This window comes from Vibrio sp. 10N.286.48.B8 (assembly GCF_003050085.1).
GTDB classification, from domain to species: Bacteria; Pseudomonadota; Gammaproteobacteria; order Enterobacterales; family Vibrionaceae; genus Vibrio; species Vibrio crassostreae.
In genome coordinates this window covers 17,891-35,297 of sequence record NZ_PIGD01000002.1, presented here as the reverse complement: position 1 = coordinate 35,297, position 17,407 = coordinate 17,891, and the positions used below count along the sequence as shown (strand labels likewise).

The window sequence follows — 17,407 nt, the reverse complement described above, 5'->3', positions numbered from 1 at the left end:
CTTTTTAATGACTTCTAAACCACAAGCGCAATGATTACTCTTGAGGTACTACCTTACCGATGTACGGTAGGTGACGATATTTTTGTGCGTAGTCGATACCAACACCAACAACGAACTCATCTGGGATTTCAAAACCAATCCACTTTGTATCTACAGTCACTTCACGGCGAGAAGGTTTGTCTAGTAGCGTACAAATTTCGATAGACTTAGGGCCACGTAGGCTTAGAATCTCTTTCACCTTAGTCAGCGTGTTACCCGTATCGATAATATCTTCTACAAGTAGAACGTCTTTACCTTGAATATCATCATCAAGGTCTTTCAAAATACGAACATCACGTGAGCTTTCCATGCCGTTGCCGTAGCTAGACGCGGTCATGAAATCAACTTGGTGAGTTAAATCGATAGCACGAGCAAGATCTGCCATAAAGACAAAAGATCCACGCAATAAGCCAACTAAAACTAGATCTTCACTACCTTTGTAGTGCTCCGTGATCTGTTTGCCTAGTTCGTTCACTCGATCCTGAACTTCTTGCTCAGAGATCATGACTTCAACTGTATGCTTCATACTGCTCTCATTCTATTTGGTGATTGCGACGAATGTTGACAGTTTCGTCAGTTGTGTCGCTCAATTTTGTGCGTAAGTCTAGCACTGCTCAAATACCCACACCACCTTATGGTTCGAATTTACTGTCAGATTCTCAACGAAATGTGCGCTGGTGCCTTATCCAATACTCGTCTCCTTTCACATCAATGCTGATCACGCTTTATGTATCAAGTTTGATGTAACTGTCTATAAAACAAGCTGAAAGGATTGACCATTCGCATATGCACCATTACACTCATCTTGGCTTAAATAATAATAAAATCATTAATATAAAAAAATCGTTGGCAAGGAAAATAAAATGGACTCAATCTCTAAGAGACCTAGAACTAGGCTTTCACCTTTAAAAAGAAAACTTCAGCTGATGGAAATCGCGCTTGAAGTGTTCTCTCGTCGCGGCATTGGCCGTGGTGGTCACGCTGACATTGCAGATATCGCTCAGGTATCAGTAGCAACAGTATTTAACTACTTCCCTACTCGTGAAGATCTGGTTGATGAAGTGCTTAATCATGTTGTCCGTCAATTCTCAAACTTCCTTTCAGACAATATCGATCTAGATATTCACGCAAAACAAAACCTACATAATATTGCGACTGAAATGGTGACACTAGTAGCTCAAGACAGCCACTGGTTGAACGTATGGTTCGAATGGAGCGCATCGACGCGTGATGAAGTATGGCCACTGTTCGTAACAACAAACCGCACTAACCAAATGTTGGTACAAAACATGTTTAGTAAAGCGATTGAGCGCGGCGAAGTTTGTGACGATCACGATCCTAAGCATCTAGCGAACCTATTCCACGGCATCTGCTACTCGCTATTCATCCAAGCGAAACGTGTAGAAACACCTGAAGAGCTTTCAAGCTTAACAGATAGCTACTTAAACATGCTGTGCATTTATAAATAGATTCGAGATTCGAGATTCGAGATTCGAGATTCGAGATTCGAGATTCGAGATTCGAGATTCGAGATTCGAGATTCGAGTAAATAATTTAAGGGTTGGCCTAAGCGGTCAACCCTTTTTTGTAGAATGGAATGGCTCTTCGCATCCCGAAGCGCAGCGTACTCGCATCTCGGAGTAAAACGTTCCTGCGCCTTACTTCAGACATAAAAAAACCGCTGACGAATCAGCGGCTTTTAAAAACATTAGCGAGTGGTTAAAGGAGAATTACTTCTTCTTTTTCACTGCTTTTTTGTTTGGAAGGTCAGTGATTGAACCTTCGAATACTTCCGCAGCTAGACCAACAGACTCGTGTAGAGTTGGGTGAGCGTGGATAGTAAGAGCGATATCTTCTGCATCACAACCCATTTCGATTGCTAGGCCGATTTCGCCAAGAAGTTCACCACCGTTAGTACCAACAACAGCACCACCGATTACACGATGAGTCTCTTTATCAAAGATCATCTTAGTCATACCGTCAGCACAGTCAGAAGCGATTGCACGACCAGAAGCAGCCCAAGGGAAAGTAGCAACTTCGTAGTTGATGCCTTCCGCTTTCGCTTCTTTCTCAGTCTTACCTACCCAAGCAACTTCTGGCTCAGTGTACGCAATTGATGGGATTACTTTAGGGTCGAAGTAGTGCTTCTTACCAGAGATAACTTCAGCAGCTACGTGACCTTCATGCACACCTTTGTGAGCAAGCATTGGTTGACCAACAACGTCACCGATCGCGTGGATGTGAGGAACGTTTGTACGCATTTGCTTATCAACATTGATGAAACCACGCTCATCAACTTCGATACCAGCTTTTTCAGCGTCGATAAGTGCACCGTTTGGAACACGACCGATAGCAACAAGAACAGCATCGTAGCGCTCAGCTTCAGCTGGTGCTTTTTTGCCTTCCATTGAAACGTAGATACCGTCTTCTTTCGCTTCAACAGCAGTCACTTTAGTTTCAAGCATTAGCTTGAACTTGTTCTTAATGCGTTTAGTGAAAACTTTAACGATGTCTTTATCCGCAGCAGGGATAACTTGATCGAACATCTCTACAACTTCAACTTTAGAACCTAGAGAGTGGTAAACCGTACCCATCTCAAGACCGATGATACCGCCGCCCATGATAAGCAGTTTTTCAGGTACTTCGTTTAGTTCTAGTGCATCCGTAGAATCCCAAATACGTGGGTCTTCATGTGGGATGAAAGGAAGTTTGATTGGGCGAGAACCCGCAGCAATGATTGCGTTGTCGAAGTTAACAGTTGTTGCTTCGCCTTCGCCTTCAACAAGAATGCTGTTAGGACCAGTGAACTTACCGAAACCGTTAACAACAGTAACGTTACGCATCTTAGCCATACCGCCAAGACCGCCAGTTAGTTGATCAACTACTTTTTCTTTCCAAATACGGATCTTGTTGATGTCCGTTTGTGGCTCGCCGAATACAACGCCGTGCTCTGCCATCGCTTTAGCTTCTTCGATTACTTTAGAAACGTGAAGAAGTGCTTTTGATGGAATACAACCAACGTTTAGACATACACCACCAAGAGTGCTGTAACGTTCAACTAGTACTGTTTCTAGACCTAAATCCGCACAACGGAATGCCGCTGAGTAACCAGCAGGACCTGAACCAAGTACAACAACTTGGGCTTTAATTTCTTTGCTCATTGTGACCTCTTGTAGTCATTATCCCTAACAGGCTGAGTAGATGTTCTTAAAATTATTGGGCTTTCAAACAGGAAACATTTTACAGAGATGTTAACAGTGTGAAAGTAGCTTTAAGTTAGCCTGTGAGCTAGACAACAATTCCCTATCAGATTATGAGAAATGCAGGAAACTGTTCTCTAAAAATAGTCTTTATATAAAGAATTAAGGTGACCCGAAAGTCACCTTAATAATTACTTTCTCAATTACAGTACTAGACGACGAATGTCAGATAGTGCGCTGTTTAGGAAAGTAATGAAGCGTGCACCTTCAGCACCATCGATCACACGGTGGTCGTATGATAGAGACAGTGGAAGCTGTAGACGTGGTTGGAACTCTTTACCATTCCAAACTGGCTTAATTTCAGACTTAGATACACCTAGGATACCTACTTCTGGAGCATTTACGATTGGAGTAAATGCAGTACCGCCAATACCACCAAGGCTAGAGATTGTGAAACAACCGCCTTGCATGTCTGCCGCTGTTAGCTTACCAGAACGTGCTTTCTTAGAAACAGCCATTAGCTCTTCAGATAGCTCGTAAATGCCTTTCTTGTTCACGTCTTTGAAAACAGGAACAACTAGACCGTTTGGTGTATCAACAGCGATACCCACGTTTACGTACTTCTTAAGAATGATGCTTTCGCCATCTTCAGAAAGAGAAGAGTTAAACGCTGGGAATGCTTCTAGCGCTTTAGCGACAGCTTTCATGATGAACACAAGTGGAGTGATCTTCATGCCAGTGTCTTTCTTCGCTTCGATTGCGTTCTGTTCTTTACGGAATGCTTCTAGCTCAGTGATATCTGCGTTGTCCCACTGTGTAACGTGAGGGATCATTACCCAGTTACGGTGCAGGTTAGCGCCAGAGATCTTCTTAATCTTAGAAAGCTTCTGAACTTCAGTTTCGCCGAACTTGCTGAAGTCAACTTTTGGCCATGGTAGTAGACCAAGAGCAGAACCGTCGCCGCCTTTGCCAGATGCAGCTGCACCAGACTCAAGACGCTTAAGTGCATCTTTAACGTAAGACTGAACGTCTTCTTTAAGGATACGGCTCTTACGACCAGTACCTTTAACCTTAGAAAGGTTAACGCCAAATTCACGAGCTAGACGACGAACTACTGGAGAAGCGTGAGCGTAGTCACCGTTCTCTTGGAAGTCGCCAGCTGCTGCTGGAGCCGCTGCAGGTGCTTCTGCTTTAGGAGCAGGTGCCGCCGCTGGAGCTGCTGCTTGTGCAGGTGCTGCAACAGGAGCAGGAGCTGCGCCTTCAACTACGAAAGTCATGATTAGAGAGCCAGTTGACACTTTGTCGCCAGCTGCAATCTTGATTTCTTTTACTGTACCAGCGAATGGTGCAGGAACTTCCATTGAAGCTTTGTCGCCTTCAACAGTAATTAGAGATTGCTCTTCTTCTACTGTATCGCCAACCGCTACCATGATTTCAGTAACTTCTACTTCGTCACCACCGATATCAGGAACGTTTACTTCTTTCTCAGCAGATGCTGCTGGAGCCGCTGCAACTGGTGCTGCCGCCGCAGGAGCCGGAGCTGCTGCAGGTGCTGAACCAGCCACTTCGAATACCATTACTAGAGAACCAGTAGAAACTGAATCACCAGAAGCGATCTTGATTTCTTTAACGATACCAGCGAATGGTGCAGGAACTTCCATAGAAGCCTTATCGCCTTCAACAGTAAGAAGAGATTGCTCTTCTTCTACTGCGTCACCGATAGCAACCATGATTTCAGTTACTTCAACTTCATCACCGCCGATGTCTGGTACGTGAACTTCTTTAAGCTCAGCCGCCGCTGCAGGAGCTGCAGCAACTGGTGCCGCCGCTTCAACTGCTAGCGCAGCCGGTGCTGCAGCAGCACCTTCCGCTTCGAAGATCATGATAAGAGAACCAGTAGAAACTGAATCGCCTTCAGCTACTTTGATTTCTTTAACGATACCCGCTTGAGACGCTGGAACTTCCATTGAAGCTTTGTCGCCTTCAACAGTGATCAGTGACTGCTCTTCTTCAACCTTGTCACCAACGTTTACAAGAATCTCAGTTACTTCAACCTCGTCAGCACCGATGTCTGGTACATTAATTTCGATTGTCATTGTATTTACCTACCTTAATGCCAGTCTTATGCGTATTGCGGGTTAGTTTTTTCAGTGTCGATATCGAACTTAGCAATTGCTTCAACAACTACTGATTTCTCAATGTCACCACGTTTAGCCAGTTCAGTTAGAGCTGCAACTACGATGTAGCCAGCGTTAACTTCGAAGTGACGACGTAGGTTTGCACGGCTGTCAGAGCGGCCGAAACCATCTGTACCAAGTACTTTGTAAGACTCAGTTGGCATGTACGCACGTACTTGCTCAGCGTAGTTCTTCATGTAGTCAGTCACTGCGATTGCAGGTTCCTTACCAAGAACAGTCGTGATGTACGGTACTTTCTCTTCTGCTTCTGGGTGAAGCATGTTGTCACGCTCTACCGCTTGGCCGTCACGAGTTAGTTCGTTGAACGACGTTACAGAGAATACGTCAGATGCTACGCCGTACTCTTCGCTTAGAATTTCAGCTGCTTTACGCGCTTCGTTCATGATAGTACCAGAGCTCATTAGTTGAACTTTGCCCTTAGCACCAGCGTGAGATTCAAGCTTGTAGATACCCTTACGGATGCCTTCTTCAGCGCCTTCTGGCATTGCTGGCATTGCGTAGTTCTCGTTCATTACTGTTAGGTAGTAGTAAACGTTCTCTTGCTCAGGACCGTACATGCGACGGATACCGTCTTGCATGATTACCGCTAGCTCGTAAGCAAACGTTGGGTCGTAAGAGATACAGTTCGGGATAGTGTTCGCTTGGATGTGCGAGTGACCATCTTCGTGCTGTAGACCTTCACCGTTCAGTGTTGTACGACCTGCAGTAGCACCTAGTAGGAAGCCACGAGCTTGTTGGTCGCCTGCTAGCCATGCCATGTCACCAATACGTTGGAAACCGAACATTGAGTAGTAGATGTAGAACGGGATCATCGGTAGATCGTTTGTGCTGTATGAAGTTGCAGCAGCAACCCATGAAGCCATAGAACCTAGTTCGTTGATACCTTCTTGAAGTACTTGACCAGACGTTGCTTCTTTGTAGTAAGAAACGATGCCTTTATCTTCAGGTGTGTATTCTTGACCGTGTGGGTTGTAGATACCAACCTGACGGAATAGACCTTCCATACCGAATGTACGAGCTTCATCACAGATGATAGGAACGATGTTCTTACCAATGTTCTTATCTTTAAGAAGGATGTTTAGCGTACGTACATAAGCCATAGTTGTAGAGATATCACGCTTCTGTTCACCTAGTAGAGGTGCGAATGCGTCTAGCTCAGGAACTTTGAATTCTTGAGTGAATTTAGGCAGACGTGCTGGCGTGTAACCTTGTAGGGCTTTACGACGAGCATGTAGGTATTCGTACTCAGCAGAACCTTCTTCAAGAGTCAGGTAAGGAAGCTCAGACACTTTCTCATCAGAAAGGATGTCTTGTAGGCCTAGACGGTCACGTAGGTATTGTACGTGAGTCATATCCATCTTCTTAACACCGTGAGCGATGTTCTTACCTTCTGCAGCTTCACCCATGCCGTAACCTTTAACTGTCTTAGCTAGGATTACTGTTGGCTTGCCACCTGTCTCTTTTGCATTGTTGAATGCAGCGAACAGTTTAGAAGAGTCGTGACCACCACGCTTCAGTTCGAAGATTTGGTCGTCAGTCATGTCTGCAACTAGTGCAGCTGTTTCTGGGTACTTACCAAAGAAGTGCTCACGTACGTATGCGCCATCTTTAGATTTGAATGTCTGGTAGTCACCATCGATAGTTTCGTTCATTAGTTGAAGAAGCTTACCAGTAGTGTCTTTAGCTAGTAGAGAATCCCAGTTGCTACCCCAGATAACTTTAACAACGTTCCAACCTGCACCTTTGAATAGGCCTTCAAGTTCTTGGATGATGCTACCGTTACCCATTACAGGGCCGTCTAGACGCTGTAGGTTACAGTTGATTAGGAAACATAGGTTGTCTAGCTTCTCACGCGCAGCGAAAGAGATAGCACCACGTGATTCTGGCTCATCCATCTCACCGTCACCTAGGAAAGCGTATACACGTTGAGCAGAAGTATCTTTAAGACCACGGCCGTCAAGGTACTTAAGGAAGCGCGCTTGGTAGATCGCAGAGATCGGACCTAGACCCATAGATACTGTAGGGAACTGCCAGAACTCAGGCATCAGTTTAGGGTGCGGGTAAGAAGGAATACCTTTACCATCAACTTCTTGACGGAAGTTATCTAGCTGCTCTTCAGTTAGACGACCTTCAACGAATGCACGAGAGTAGATACCTGGAGAGATGTGACCTTGGTAATAAACTAGATCGCCACCGTCCGTCTCGTTTGGAGCACGGAAGAAGTGGTTGAAACATACTTCGTAGAACGCTGCTGCTGACTGGTAAGAAGCCATGTGACCACCAAGGTCTAGGTCTTTCTTAGAAGCACGCAATACAATCATGATTGCGTTCCAGCGAATAATCGAACGAATACGACGCTCAAGAGTTACGTCACCAGGGTAAGCTGGCTCTTGTGCTGCTGGAATTGTGTTGATGTAGTTTGTGTTGATGCCTGTAGCCATATCAACACCATCTAAACGCGCTTTATCTAGAACTTGTTCTAGTAAAAACTGTGCACGTTCTACACCTTCTTCACGTACTACTGACTCAAGAGCTTCTAACCAATCTTGAGTTTCCAGAGCATCAACGTCATGCTTCATGTCAGACATGGCGATCTATCCTTTTTGTTAGTTGGATTCTACTAAACACGTAAAAAGCCGAAGTATTACGGCTATTTACCCTGTTGAATTCGACGTAAAGAACGTTCGCGACGCGATTCTTCTTTGGTCAAATCCATCAATGTTTCTTCGATGTAAGCTAAATGAGAGTGTGACATTTCACGTGCCTGTTCTGGCTGTCCTGAAACGATCGCATCTACAATGTTAGCTCGATGTATACTCACTTTCTCCACAACGTCTTTACGACGATGCAACAGCTTTAAATTTTCTAAGACGTTTTGTTCGAGTAACGGAGCCAAGCTGCGAACAATGTGCAGTAACACCACATTGTGCGCTGCCTCTGTTAAAGCAATAAGAAAAGCCATCACCGCTGCAGATTCGGCTTCAATATCCCCCTTATCTTGCGCACCGCGAATTTTCTCTTGGCATGCTTGAATTCGAGCAAAGTCTTCATCAGTGCCACGCAATGCCGCGAAGTAAGCCGAAATCCCTTCCATCGCATGACGCGATTCCAACAAGTCTAGTTGGGTTTCAGAATGGGAGGACAACAAATTAAGCAAAGGATCTGAAAAGCTTTTCCAGATATTTTCGCTAACAAACGTACCTCCACCTTGACGGCGAGTAAGCAGGCGTTTTGCTTCTAAACGTTGTATCGCTTCTCGGATTGAAGGACGAGACACATCGAACTGTTTCGCCAGTTCACGCTCAGGCGGCAGCTGCTGCCCTGGAGCCAGTGTTCCTTCCACTATCAACCTTTCTAACTCTTGCTCGATAACATCGGAGAGTTTTGGCTGACGAATCCTTTGATAAGCCATAGTTTGTTGTTCTTCTTTTTCTTCGCTGACAATTGGTAATACCAATTTTAAGTTGGGCAGAAATTAACATAATTAAAACGCCACTGTCCAGTGTAAAATTGACCTGCATCATAGAACGTAGTGTGAATTAACCATGATTTAACAAATGAAATTTAAAACAGCAACCAAATTGGTCTTACCATTTACAGGGGTAATACTTTTGGGGAGGTTTCGTGCTAGAAAGTTTCAGGATAAAAATGAATTGTTTCAGAAAGATTAGTGCCACTTGTTTAAAAATCGAACCAAGCGCACATTTAGGGTGGAAATTCTGTTAATAAGTTTTAATAAATGAGTGTTTGATAAGCTCGTCACACTCTCTATTTAATGATGCTCTTCTCTCCACCACTTTCTTTACATCGCAACAACAAAAATTCACAAGTCATTATGCTAGGCGTTGACTATTCAACGCCCAAAAGCGGTAAGGTCATAACCAAAAACTAAGACTTAAGCTTTTAGCTTTCCTTTAAACTTCTTCCAATCGAACACCAAGCCAGGGTCAGTTTTACGCAGAGGCGCTATATATTGATGGCCAGTGATGCGTTCGGTGGTGATTTGAGGAAAAGTGGATACAATCGTTTCTGTTAATTGGGCAAGCGCTTGATACTGCTGCTCGCTATACGCCACAAAGTCACTGCCCTCGAGTTCAATACCAATCGAATAATCATTACACCTGTCACGCCCTGCAAAGCTCGAATGGCCGGCATGCCAAGCTCGGTCTAAGAACGAAACGAACTGCACCACTTCGCCATCACGACGAATCAAGCAGTGCGCCGATACGCCCATTTGGTGAATCACCTTAAAAAATGGGTGTTCCGACGGGTCTAGCTTGCCTGTAAAAAACTGTTCGATGTAAGGCCCACCAAATTGCCCCGGAGGCAAACTAATGTTGTGGACCACCAGCAGAGAGATATCCTCGACACTAGGTCTAGCATCAAAATACGGGGAAGGAACATGCCGAGCGTTGTCGTACCATCCGTTGGAGCTGATCGTCATCTTGGTCTCACTTTCTTTTCTGCTAGCACAACAAGATGTGACCTTGCCCATAGAGCAGTCGCGCTAGCCTCTTTAATTTGAAGTTAAGCAAGAGTATCATTCCATTCCCACTCCCTTTCAAGATTAGATTTGCGATGAAAAACACACATAACAGTCACCAACGCCTTGACTACTTAAAACAGCAACTGCCTCTAGAGATCACTCGTGCAGTCGCTGAGACAATCAAAGAAGATCTAGGTGGTACGTTAGATCCAGCGGCTGACATCACAGCAAGTCTAATCCCTACAGACGCAATCAACAGCGCAACCATCATTACCCGTGAGCACGGCGTGTTCTGTGGTAAAGCGTGGGCTGATGAAGTGTTTAAGCAACTGGGCGGTGAAGTGACTATCGAGTGGAATGTAGAAGATGGCGACAAAGTTGAACCAAACCAAACGCTTTGCACGCTAACAGGCCCAGCACGCGCGCTATTAACGGGTGAGCGTAACGCAATGAACTTCATTCAAACGCTATCTGGCTGTGCGACGACTACGGCTATCTACGCAGACAAAATCAAACATACAGAGTGCCGCCTGTTAGATACTCGTAAAACGATTCCTGGCCTGCGCAGCGCACTAAAATACGCAGTCGCTTGTGGTGGTGGCTTCAACCACCGTATCGGTGTTTTCGATGCGTACCTAATCAAAGAAAACCACATCATCGCGTGTGGTGGCATTGAGAAAGCTATCTCTACAGCAAAAGAGCTAAACCCAGGTAAACCAGTAGAAGTTGAAACCGAAAGCCTAGAAGAGCTAGAGCAAGCGATCAGCGCTGGCGCAGACATCATCATGCTAGACAACTTCACCACCGACATGATGTGTGAAGCCGTTAAAATCAACGCTGGCCGTGCAGCACTAGAAAACTCTGGCAACGTGACGCTAGATACGATTGCAGAATTTGCTGAAACAGGTGTTGATTACATCTCTGTAGGCGCGTTAACTAAGCACCTAAATGCAATGGATCTATCAATGAGATTCAAATCGTAATTGACTGAATAGTAAATAGTTTCTCTAAGGGCACTGTTGATTACAGTGCTTTTTTATTGCCTGAATTATCAGTATTCCAAACCGGTATTTAAGTTGATCGCATAAATTTGCGTACTATATGAAACACCACACTAATAAATACAAAACCACTCGCGACCACACCTGAACACCATTCCACTTCTACATTTCGACTTCTATTCTTTCCATCAACCAGTGCTTGCACTGAAACAAACTAAAGAATGGAATAGAACAATGAATAACAAGAAAAAAAGAACGAACCAGAAAGGCTTTACGCTGATTGAATTGATGATTGTAGTGGCTGTAATTGGGGTGCTTTCCGCAATTGCAATTCCTCAATATCAAAAATATGTTGCTAAGGCTGAAGTTGCTTCCGCTCTTGCCACTGCAACAGGAGTAAAAACAAATGTTGAGGCTTATTCTGTCGAAAATGGAAGCTTCCCAGATGGTTCTACTAGTGGGCAAACCGAAGATGCTCTCGGAGTCCCATCATCAATCCCATCTGGAACGATAGCATTTGCTAAAGGAAGTTCAGCTGGTGTGGGGACAATTACATTTACTTTTGCTAGCGCAGGCGTTAGCACTCTTTTAGTAAATAAGAAGTTTGCGCTATCCAGAGCACAAGATGGGGCTTGGAAGTGTAAAGGAACAGCAGCGACCCCTGTAACTGACGATTTGTTACCGAAAAACTGTAAATAGTGCTAACCAACCTCCCAACCGTTCTGCGTCAGGCTGATTTAATTAGCCTGACTCAAGAGCAAGCCGTAGCGGAACATGTACAAGCTTCAGGTATTTCAACACCTGAAGCTTTACTCGTTCTTGATCTCTTCACGAGCGACTCCTTAGCAAACAATATACAAACCATCTTCGGCTTACCCTTAGTACAACTTAGCAACACAGATTATGAAGCTTTGTGTGACCAACTAGGGCTACGTGAACTGATCACCAAATATCGTGCTGTCCCGATTTCAGTCTCTAACTCGACGCTCACACTTGCTTCAGCCGACCCGACCAACTTACAAGCGGAAGATGATTTTCGTTTTGCGACCGGGTTGCAGATAGAACTGACAGTCGCCAATTACTCGGAACTCGAAGGTGCAATACGCAAGTTGTACGGCCGCTCGATTTCCGGACAAGATTCTAAGCGTAAAGAGATCACCCAAGATGAACTGGCTAACCTAGTTGAAGTGTCTGACGACGAGCTCGCGTCGATTGAAGACCTTAGCCAGGACGACTCCCCCGTTAGCCGGTTTATCAATCAGATACTGGTTGATGCGGTACGCAAAGGTGCATCAGATATCCACTTCGAACCTTATGAAGAGCACTACCGAGTACGCCTGCGTTGTGATGGCATCCTTGTCGAGATTCAACAGCCAGCCTCCCACTTAAGTCGCCGTTTATCAGCCCGTTTAAAGATTCTCGCCAAGCTTGATATTGCTGAACGTCGCTTGCCACAAGATGGACGAATTAAGCTCCGTTTGAATGATGAACTCGCGATAGATATGCGCGTCTCAACATTGCCGACCTTGTGGGGTGAAAAGATCGTTCTTCGACTACTTGATAGCAGCGCGGCCAATCTAGATATCGATAAGTTAGGTTACAGCGAAGATCAAAAAGCACTCTACCTCGATGCCCTGAAACGCCCACAAGGGATGATCTTAATGACCGGGCCTACCGGCAGCGGAAAAACCGTCTCCCTATATACTGGCCTTCGAGTGCTCAACACTACGGAACGCAATATCTCGACAGCCGAAGATCCGGTGGAAATTAACCTATGTGGTATCAATCAGGTACAAGTGACACCTAAGATCGGCTTTGGATTTGCTGAGGCGCTGCGATCATTTTTACGACAAGACCCTGATGTGGTGATGGTTGGAGAGATCCGTGACTTGGAAACGGCAGAGATCGCGATCAAAGCATCGCAAACCGGTCACTTGGTCCTTTCAACGCTGCACACGAATTCCGCCGCAGAAACCGTCACTCGACTCGCTCATATGGGGATAGAACCCTTTAACCTCGCTTCATCACTGAGTTTGATTATCGCCCAACGACTGGCAAGACGATTGTGCAACCATTGCAAAGAAGATGACAACTCACCGGACATATTTCTGCGTCACTCGATTCCTAACAACCAAACCATCTACAAAGCTAACACTCAAGGTTGTAATGAGTGTAATCAAGGATACTCAGGTCGCGTTGGTATCTACGAAGTAATGCCTTTTACCGACAAACTCAAGACAAGTCTTATCAGTCAACCCAATGCGCTGGCGATTGAAGATCTCGCGCGCCGAGAAGGCATGCGAACATTGCAAGAGTCAGGTCTGGATAAACTGCTTGAAGGCACCACCAGCTACCAAGAACTGCAACGTGTTCTGTACCTATAACCCAATGGAGCACCAATGAGTAGCAAGTCCAAACAATCACAACTAAAAAGCTATCACTGGAAAGGCATTAATAGTTCCGGCAAGAAAGTGTCTGGGCAGACCTTAGCGCTCACCGAATTGGAAGTACGAGAAAAGCTCAAAGAGCAGCACATTCAGATTAAGAAAATCAAAAAGAAAAGTATTTCAGCCGTCACTCGTTTAACCCATAGAGTCAAAGCCAAAGACATCACTATTTTGACTAGGCAGCTAGCGACCATGCTGGCTACGGGGGTGCCTATCGTGCAAGCCATCAAGTTGGTATCAGACAACCACCGTAAAGCTGAAATGAAATCGATTTTATCGCATATCTGCAAAGGTGTAGAAGCCGGAACGCCAATCTCAAAAGCGATGCGAACCGCAAGCCGTCACTTTGATGACCTCTATACTGACTTGGTCGCGACAGGCGAACTTTCTGGCAATCTCGCACAAGTGTTCGAGCGCTTAGCAACCTATAGAGAAAAGAGTGAGCAATTAAAATCCAAAGTCGTCAAAGCACTGATTTACCCTGCCATGGTGGTCACCGTTGCACTGACTGTTTCTTATCTAATGCTGACCGTGGTGATTCCGGAGTTTGAATCGATGTTTTCAGGCTTTGGTGCCGACCTGCCTTGGTTTACTCAACAAGTACTCTACCTTTCCCATTGGATGCAGGCTTACAGTTTTTATACGGCTGTAGGCATCGGGCTTGTTGTCCTGATTATTTACCAACTGTGTCAACGTTCCCACTCGATCAGACTGTCTGTCAGTCGGCTAGGATTACGTTTCCCTGTTCTTGGTGGCGTATTAGCCAAAGCCTCTATTGCCAAATTTAGCCGAACCTTATCGACAAGCTTTAGTTCTGGCATTCCGATTTTAATGAGCCTAAAAACCACAGCCAAAACCGCAGGCAACCTGCATTATGAGTCGGCGATCATTGAAGTTCACCGAGAAACGGCTGCTGGCATGCCGATGTATATCGCAATGCGCAATACCAATGCCTTCCCCGAAATGGTGTTACAGATGGTGATGATTGGCGAAGAGTCTGGCAACCTTGATGATATGCTCAATAAAGTAGCCTCGATTTACGAGTTTGAAGTAGACAACACCGTCGACAATTTAGGCAAGATTCTAGAGCCACTGATCATTGTGTTTCTAGGCACAGTGGTTGGCGGACTTGTGGTTGCGATGTACTTACCGATCTTTAATCTTATGAGTGTGTTAGGATAGTTAAAAGCAACTAAACACCCATGAGCAGCAATCTCTGCTCACCTTGATTAAGTGGTAAAGGACACTATGGAAGTATTTCACTACTATCCTTGGCTATTCCCCGTATTAGCTTTCATTTTTAGCCTTCTTATCGGCAGTTTCCTCAACGTAGTCATACATCGTTTACCGATAATGATGGAACGAGAGTGGCAACAAGAGTGCTCGGAATATTTCTCTCAATATAAGATTCCAGCACCAGAGGGAAAGTTTAATCTCAGCATTCCTCGTTCAACCTGCCCTAAATGCAAAACCCAATTAAGAATCGTCGACAATATTCCAGTCTTAAGCTGGTTGTTTTTAAAGGGTAAGTGCCATAGCTGTGCTAATCCAATCAGTGCTCGCTACCCTTTGGTCGAACTGCTTACCGCAATACTTTGCACAATGGTTGCTAGCCACTTTGGTTTCAGTTACTACGCCATTGCTTTGATTTTTTTCACCTTCGCACTGATTACTGCGACCTTTATCGATCTCGATACCATGCTGTTACCCGATCAAATCACCTTGCCTTTGGTATGGTCTGGTATCGCATTAGCTCTGTTTAATATCAGCCCTGTATCACTTCAAGACTCAGTTGTAGGTGCAATGGCTGGCTACCTCGCTTTATGGTCTGTTTATTGGCTGTTCAAACTGCTAACAGGTAAAGAAGGCATGGGTTACGGTGACTTCAAACTCCTAGCTGCACTTGGTGCATGGCTTGGTTGGCAGCACCTACCGATGATCATCCTTTTATCTTCGCTGGTTGGCCTTGTGTTTGGTTTAATTCAACTTCGCCTGAAACAGCAAGGCATCGATAAAGCCTTTCCATTTGGCCCTTACCTTGCAATTGCGGGTTGGGTAAGCTTAATGTGGGGTAACGACATCATGGGTTGGTATTTCACTTCTGTACTAGGAATTTAACCATGGCAATCATTATCGGATTAAGCGGTGGTATCGCCAGTGGCAAAACCACGGTCGCTAACCTGTTCAATGAGCATTTTAATATTGATATTGTTGATGCTGATATCGTGGCACGTGAAGTGGTCGCACTGGGCAGTGACGGCTTAAAACAGATTACAGAACATTTTGGTGAGTCTATCTTGCTTGAAGATGGAACACTCAACCGAAGTAGGTTACGTGAGCTGATCTTCTCGAATCCAAAAGAGAAGCAATGGCTCAATGATCTTCTTCATCCCATGATCCGTGAGAAAATTGACAGTGACTTGTCTAAAATCACATCCCCGTATGGTTTATTAGTCGCACCGCTATTGGTTGAAAACCAAATGCAAGGCATGACCGATCGCGTATTAATCGTTGATGTGCCAGCAGAAGTGCAAATAGAACGAACGATGAGTCGTGATAATGTTTCTAGGGAACAAGTTGCATCAATTTTAAAATCACAGGCTTCAAGAGAACAACGCTTAGCAGTTGCAGATGACGTGATTAAAAACCATACTAAAAACCAAGAACTTTTGCCTCAAATCATAGATTTACATCAAAAGTATCTGGCAATCAGTACAGTAGATGGGTCAGAATAGAACAATGTTGAATGAAGGTTTGCTCGATGATCACCCATAAATTTGAACATCCTCTAAATGAGAAAACACGCATCTACTTAAGAGTTGAATCACTCTTGAGGCAGCTACACTTGTCTTCTACATTTTCCGATGCTCAACAGTATCAACTCTTTTTCCGTTCCATCTTTGATCTGATTGAAATCTTCGAACAGATCCAACTCAAGAGCGAACTCGCAAAAGATATTGAGAAACAACGTGTAACCTACAAAAGCTGGTTAGATGTTGAAGGTGTCGATCAAGAAATGCTGACATCGCTGCTCAATGACATTGGTAATATCTATCGTGATCTGATGCAGGCAGAGCGTTTTGGGCAATCACTTAAAGAAGACCGCTTTCTGAGTGCGATTCGCCAACGTTTTAATCTTCCAGGTGGCTCATGCTGCTTTGATTTACCCGCACTGCATTATTGGCTGCACCTTCCTCTCGATAAGAGAATGAGAGATGCTAAAGCTTGGATGGATAGCCTACAGCCTCTGTATGAAGCGCTAACACTGTGGTTGAAGCTCACCAGAGAGACTGGCCACTTTAAAGAGCAAATCGCTCGTGCTGGCTTCTTCCAGAGCGATGCCGATGAAGCGAATATCCTTCGCCTTTCTATTCCAATGCAATACGGTGCCTACCCGATGATCTCGGGTCACAAAAACCGTTTTGCTGTTAAGTTCATGAGCTTTGAAACTGGGCAAGCCTGTACTCAAGACATCGAATTTGAATTGGCTGTCTGCAGCTAATTAATTTCCTTTTATAGTTTGGCTTGAGCCTTCACTCGAGCCTAAACTCTTTCTTACAATACCCTCTAATTAAGAATCACTATGTCGAACAAAATCACCATCGTTAAATGCCCTCAATGTAATGCCGACGTTGAATGGGGCGAACAAAGCCCACACCGCCCGTTTTGCAGTAAGCAATGTCAGATGATTGATTTCGGTGAATGGGCAGACGAAGAGAACAGCATTGCTGGCGCACCAGACATGTCAGATAGCGATGGTTGGTCGGAAGACCAGTACTAAGATTCGAGATTCGAGATTCGAGATTCGAGATTCGAGATTCGAGATTCGAGATTCGAGATTCGAGATTCGGAAAAATGATTGAAGGGTTGGCGTTTAACGTCAATCCTTTTTTATTGCCCATAGCATGGCGCTAGTAGAGATTCCCTAATCCTCCCTTCGTCAGTCTAGGGAATGACGGTTCAATGTGAGTTTTGTTTTAGTCCGTCCCCCCCCCAAGAGCGAGGAACGAGCGAATTGAGGCTCTCTTACCTACTC

The 17,407-nt window shown here is 44.9% G+C and carries 15 protein-coding genes; 9 read left to right on the top strand and 6 right to left on the bottom strand.

All coding sequences use genetic code 11. The features are described from left to right. Positions 1–34 precede the first annotated feature (34 nt). A complete protein-coding gene (gene hpt / locus CWO08_RS02740; protein ID WP_017633235.1) occupies positions 35–565 on the bottom strand; it encodes a hypoxanthine phosphoribosyltransferase in 531 nt (176 codons plus the stop codon). 337 nt (positions 566–902) lie between these two features. Between hpt and CWO08_RS02735 the strand changes: the two genes are divergently transcribed. After that, complete coding sequence (locus tag CWO08_RS02735) at positions 903–1,508, top strand: LuxR/HapR/OpaR family quorum-sensing transcriptional regulator (RefSeq protein WP_019824386.1); 606 nt, start codon at positions 903–905, stop codon at positions 1,506–1,508. Between the two features lie 261 nt (positions 1,509–1,769). On the opposite strand, the gene lpdA is transcribed toward CWO08_RS02735, so the two are convergent. From lpdA to ampD, 5 genes are all read right to left on the bottom strand, one after another. Then, entirely contained in the window at positions 1,770–3,200 is a 1,431-nt protein-coding gene (gene lpdA / locus CWO08_RS02730) for a dihydrolipoyl dehydrogenase (protein WP_048659365.1), read from the bottom strand. A gap of 242 nt (positions 3,201–3,442) precedes the next feature. After that, the gene (aceF, locus tag CWO08_RS02725) at positions 3,443–5,335 is read right to left on the bottom strand and encodes a pyruvate dehydrogenase complex dihydrolipoyllysine-residue acetyltransferase (protein WP_108019806.1); all 1,893 of its coding nucleotides are present in this window, start codon (positions 5,333–5,335) and stop codon (positions 3,443–3,445) included. Positions 5,336–5,361: 26 nt separating this feature from the next. Then, positions 5,362–8,025: a pyruvate dehydrogenase (acetyl-transferring), homodimeric type gene (gene aceE / locus CWO08_RS02720; RefSeq protein ID WP_017063244.1), complete on the bottom strand. Its 2,664-nt coding sequence runs from the start codon at positions 8,023–8,025 to the stop codon at positions 5,362–5,364. A gap of 62 nt (positions 8,026–8,087) precedes the next feature. Next, positions 8,088–8,849, bottom strand: coding sequence for a pyruvate dehydrogenase complex transcriptional repressor PdhR (gene pdhR / locus CWO08_RS02715; protein WP_009847596.1), 762 nt, complete (start codon positions 8,847–8,849; stop codon positions 8,088–8,090). 483 nt (positions 8,850–9,332) lie between these two features. Then, positions 9,333–9,932 carry a 1,6-anhydro-N-acetylmuramyl-L-alanine amidase AmpD gene (gene ampD, locus CWO08_RS02705; protein WP_108019804.1) on the bottom strand — a complete coding sequence of 200 codons (600 nt, stop codon included), beginning with the start codon at positions 9,930–9,932 and terminating at the stop codon, positions 9,333–9,335. Between the two features lie 83 nt (positions 9,933–10,015). On the opposite strand from ampD, the gene nadC reads away from it, so the two are divergent. From nadC to yacG, 8 genes are all read left to right on the top strand, one after another. Continuing rightward, positions 10,016–10,906 (top strand): carboxylating nicotinate-nucleotide diphosphorylase, encoded by an 891-nt coding sequence (gene nadC / locus CWO08_RS02700; protein WP_108019802.1) that lies wholly within the window; start codon positions 10,016–10,018, stop codon positions 10,904–10,906. A gap of 252 nt (positions 10,907–11,158) precedes the next feature. Further along, entirely contained in the window at positions 11,159–11,623 is a 465-nt protein-coding gene (locus tag CWO08_RS02695) for a pilin (protein ID WP_108019800.1), read from the top strand. Continuing rightward, positions 11,623–13,308, top strand: a complete 1,686-nt coding sequence (pilB, locus tag CWO08_RS02690) for a type IV-A pilus assembly ATPase PilB (protein ID WP_108019798.1) — start codon at positions 11,623–11,625, stop codon at positions 13,306–13,308. The genes CWO08_RS02695 and pilB overlap by 1 nt, the downstream gene beginning before the upstream one ends. 15 nt (positions 13,309–13,323) lie before the next feature. After that, complete coding sequence (locus CWO08_RS02685) at positions 13,324–14,553, top strand: type II secretion system F family protein (protein ID WP_108019796.1); 1,230 nt, start codon at positions 13,324–13,326, stop codon at positions 14,551–14,553. A gap of 66 nt (positions 14,554–14,619) precedes the next feature. Beyond that, positions 14,620–15,489 carry an A24 family peptidase gene (locus CWO08_RS02680; RefSeq protein WP_017058945.1) on the top strand — a complete coding sequence of 290 codons (870 nt, stop codon included), beginning with the start codon at positions 14,620–14,622 and terminating at the stop codon, positions 15,487–15,489. Between the two features lie 2 nt (positions 15,490–15,491). Beyond that, positions 15,492–16,106, top strand: a complete 615-nt coding sequence (gene coaE / locus CWO08_RS02675) for a dephospho-CoA kinase (RefSeq protein ID WP_108019794.1) — start codon at positions 15,492–15,494, stop codon at positions 16,104–16,106. A gap of 26 nt (positions 16,107–16,132) precedes the next feature. Continuing rightward, complete coding sequence (zapD, locus tag CWO08_RS02670; RefSeq protein WP_102331921.1) at positions 16,133–16,873, top strand: cell division protein ZapD; 741 nt, start codon at positions 16,133–16,135, stop codon at positions 16,871–16,873. 81 nt (positions 16,874–16,954) lie between these two features. Continuing rightward, positions 16,955–17,152, top strand: coding sequence for a DNA gyrase inhibitor YacG (gene yacG / locus CWO08_RS02665; RefSeq protein ID WP_108019792.1), 198 nt, complete (start codon positions 16,955–16,957; stop codon positions 17,150–17,152). Positions 17,153–17,407 lie beyond the last annotated feature (255 nt).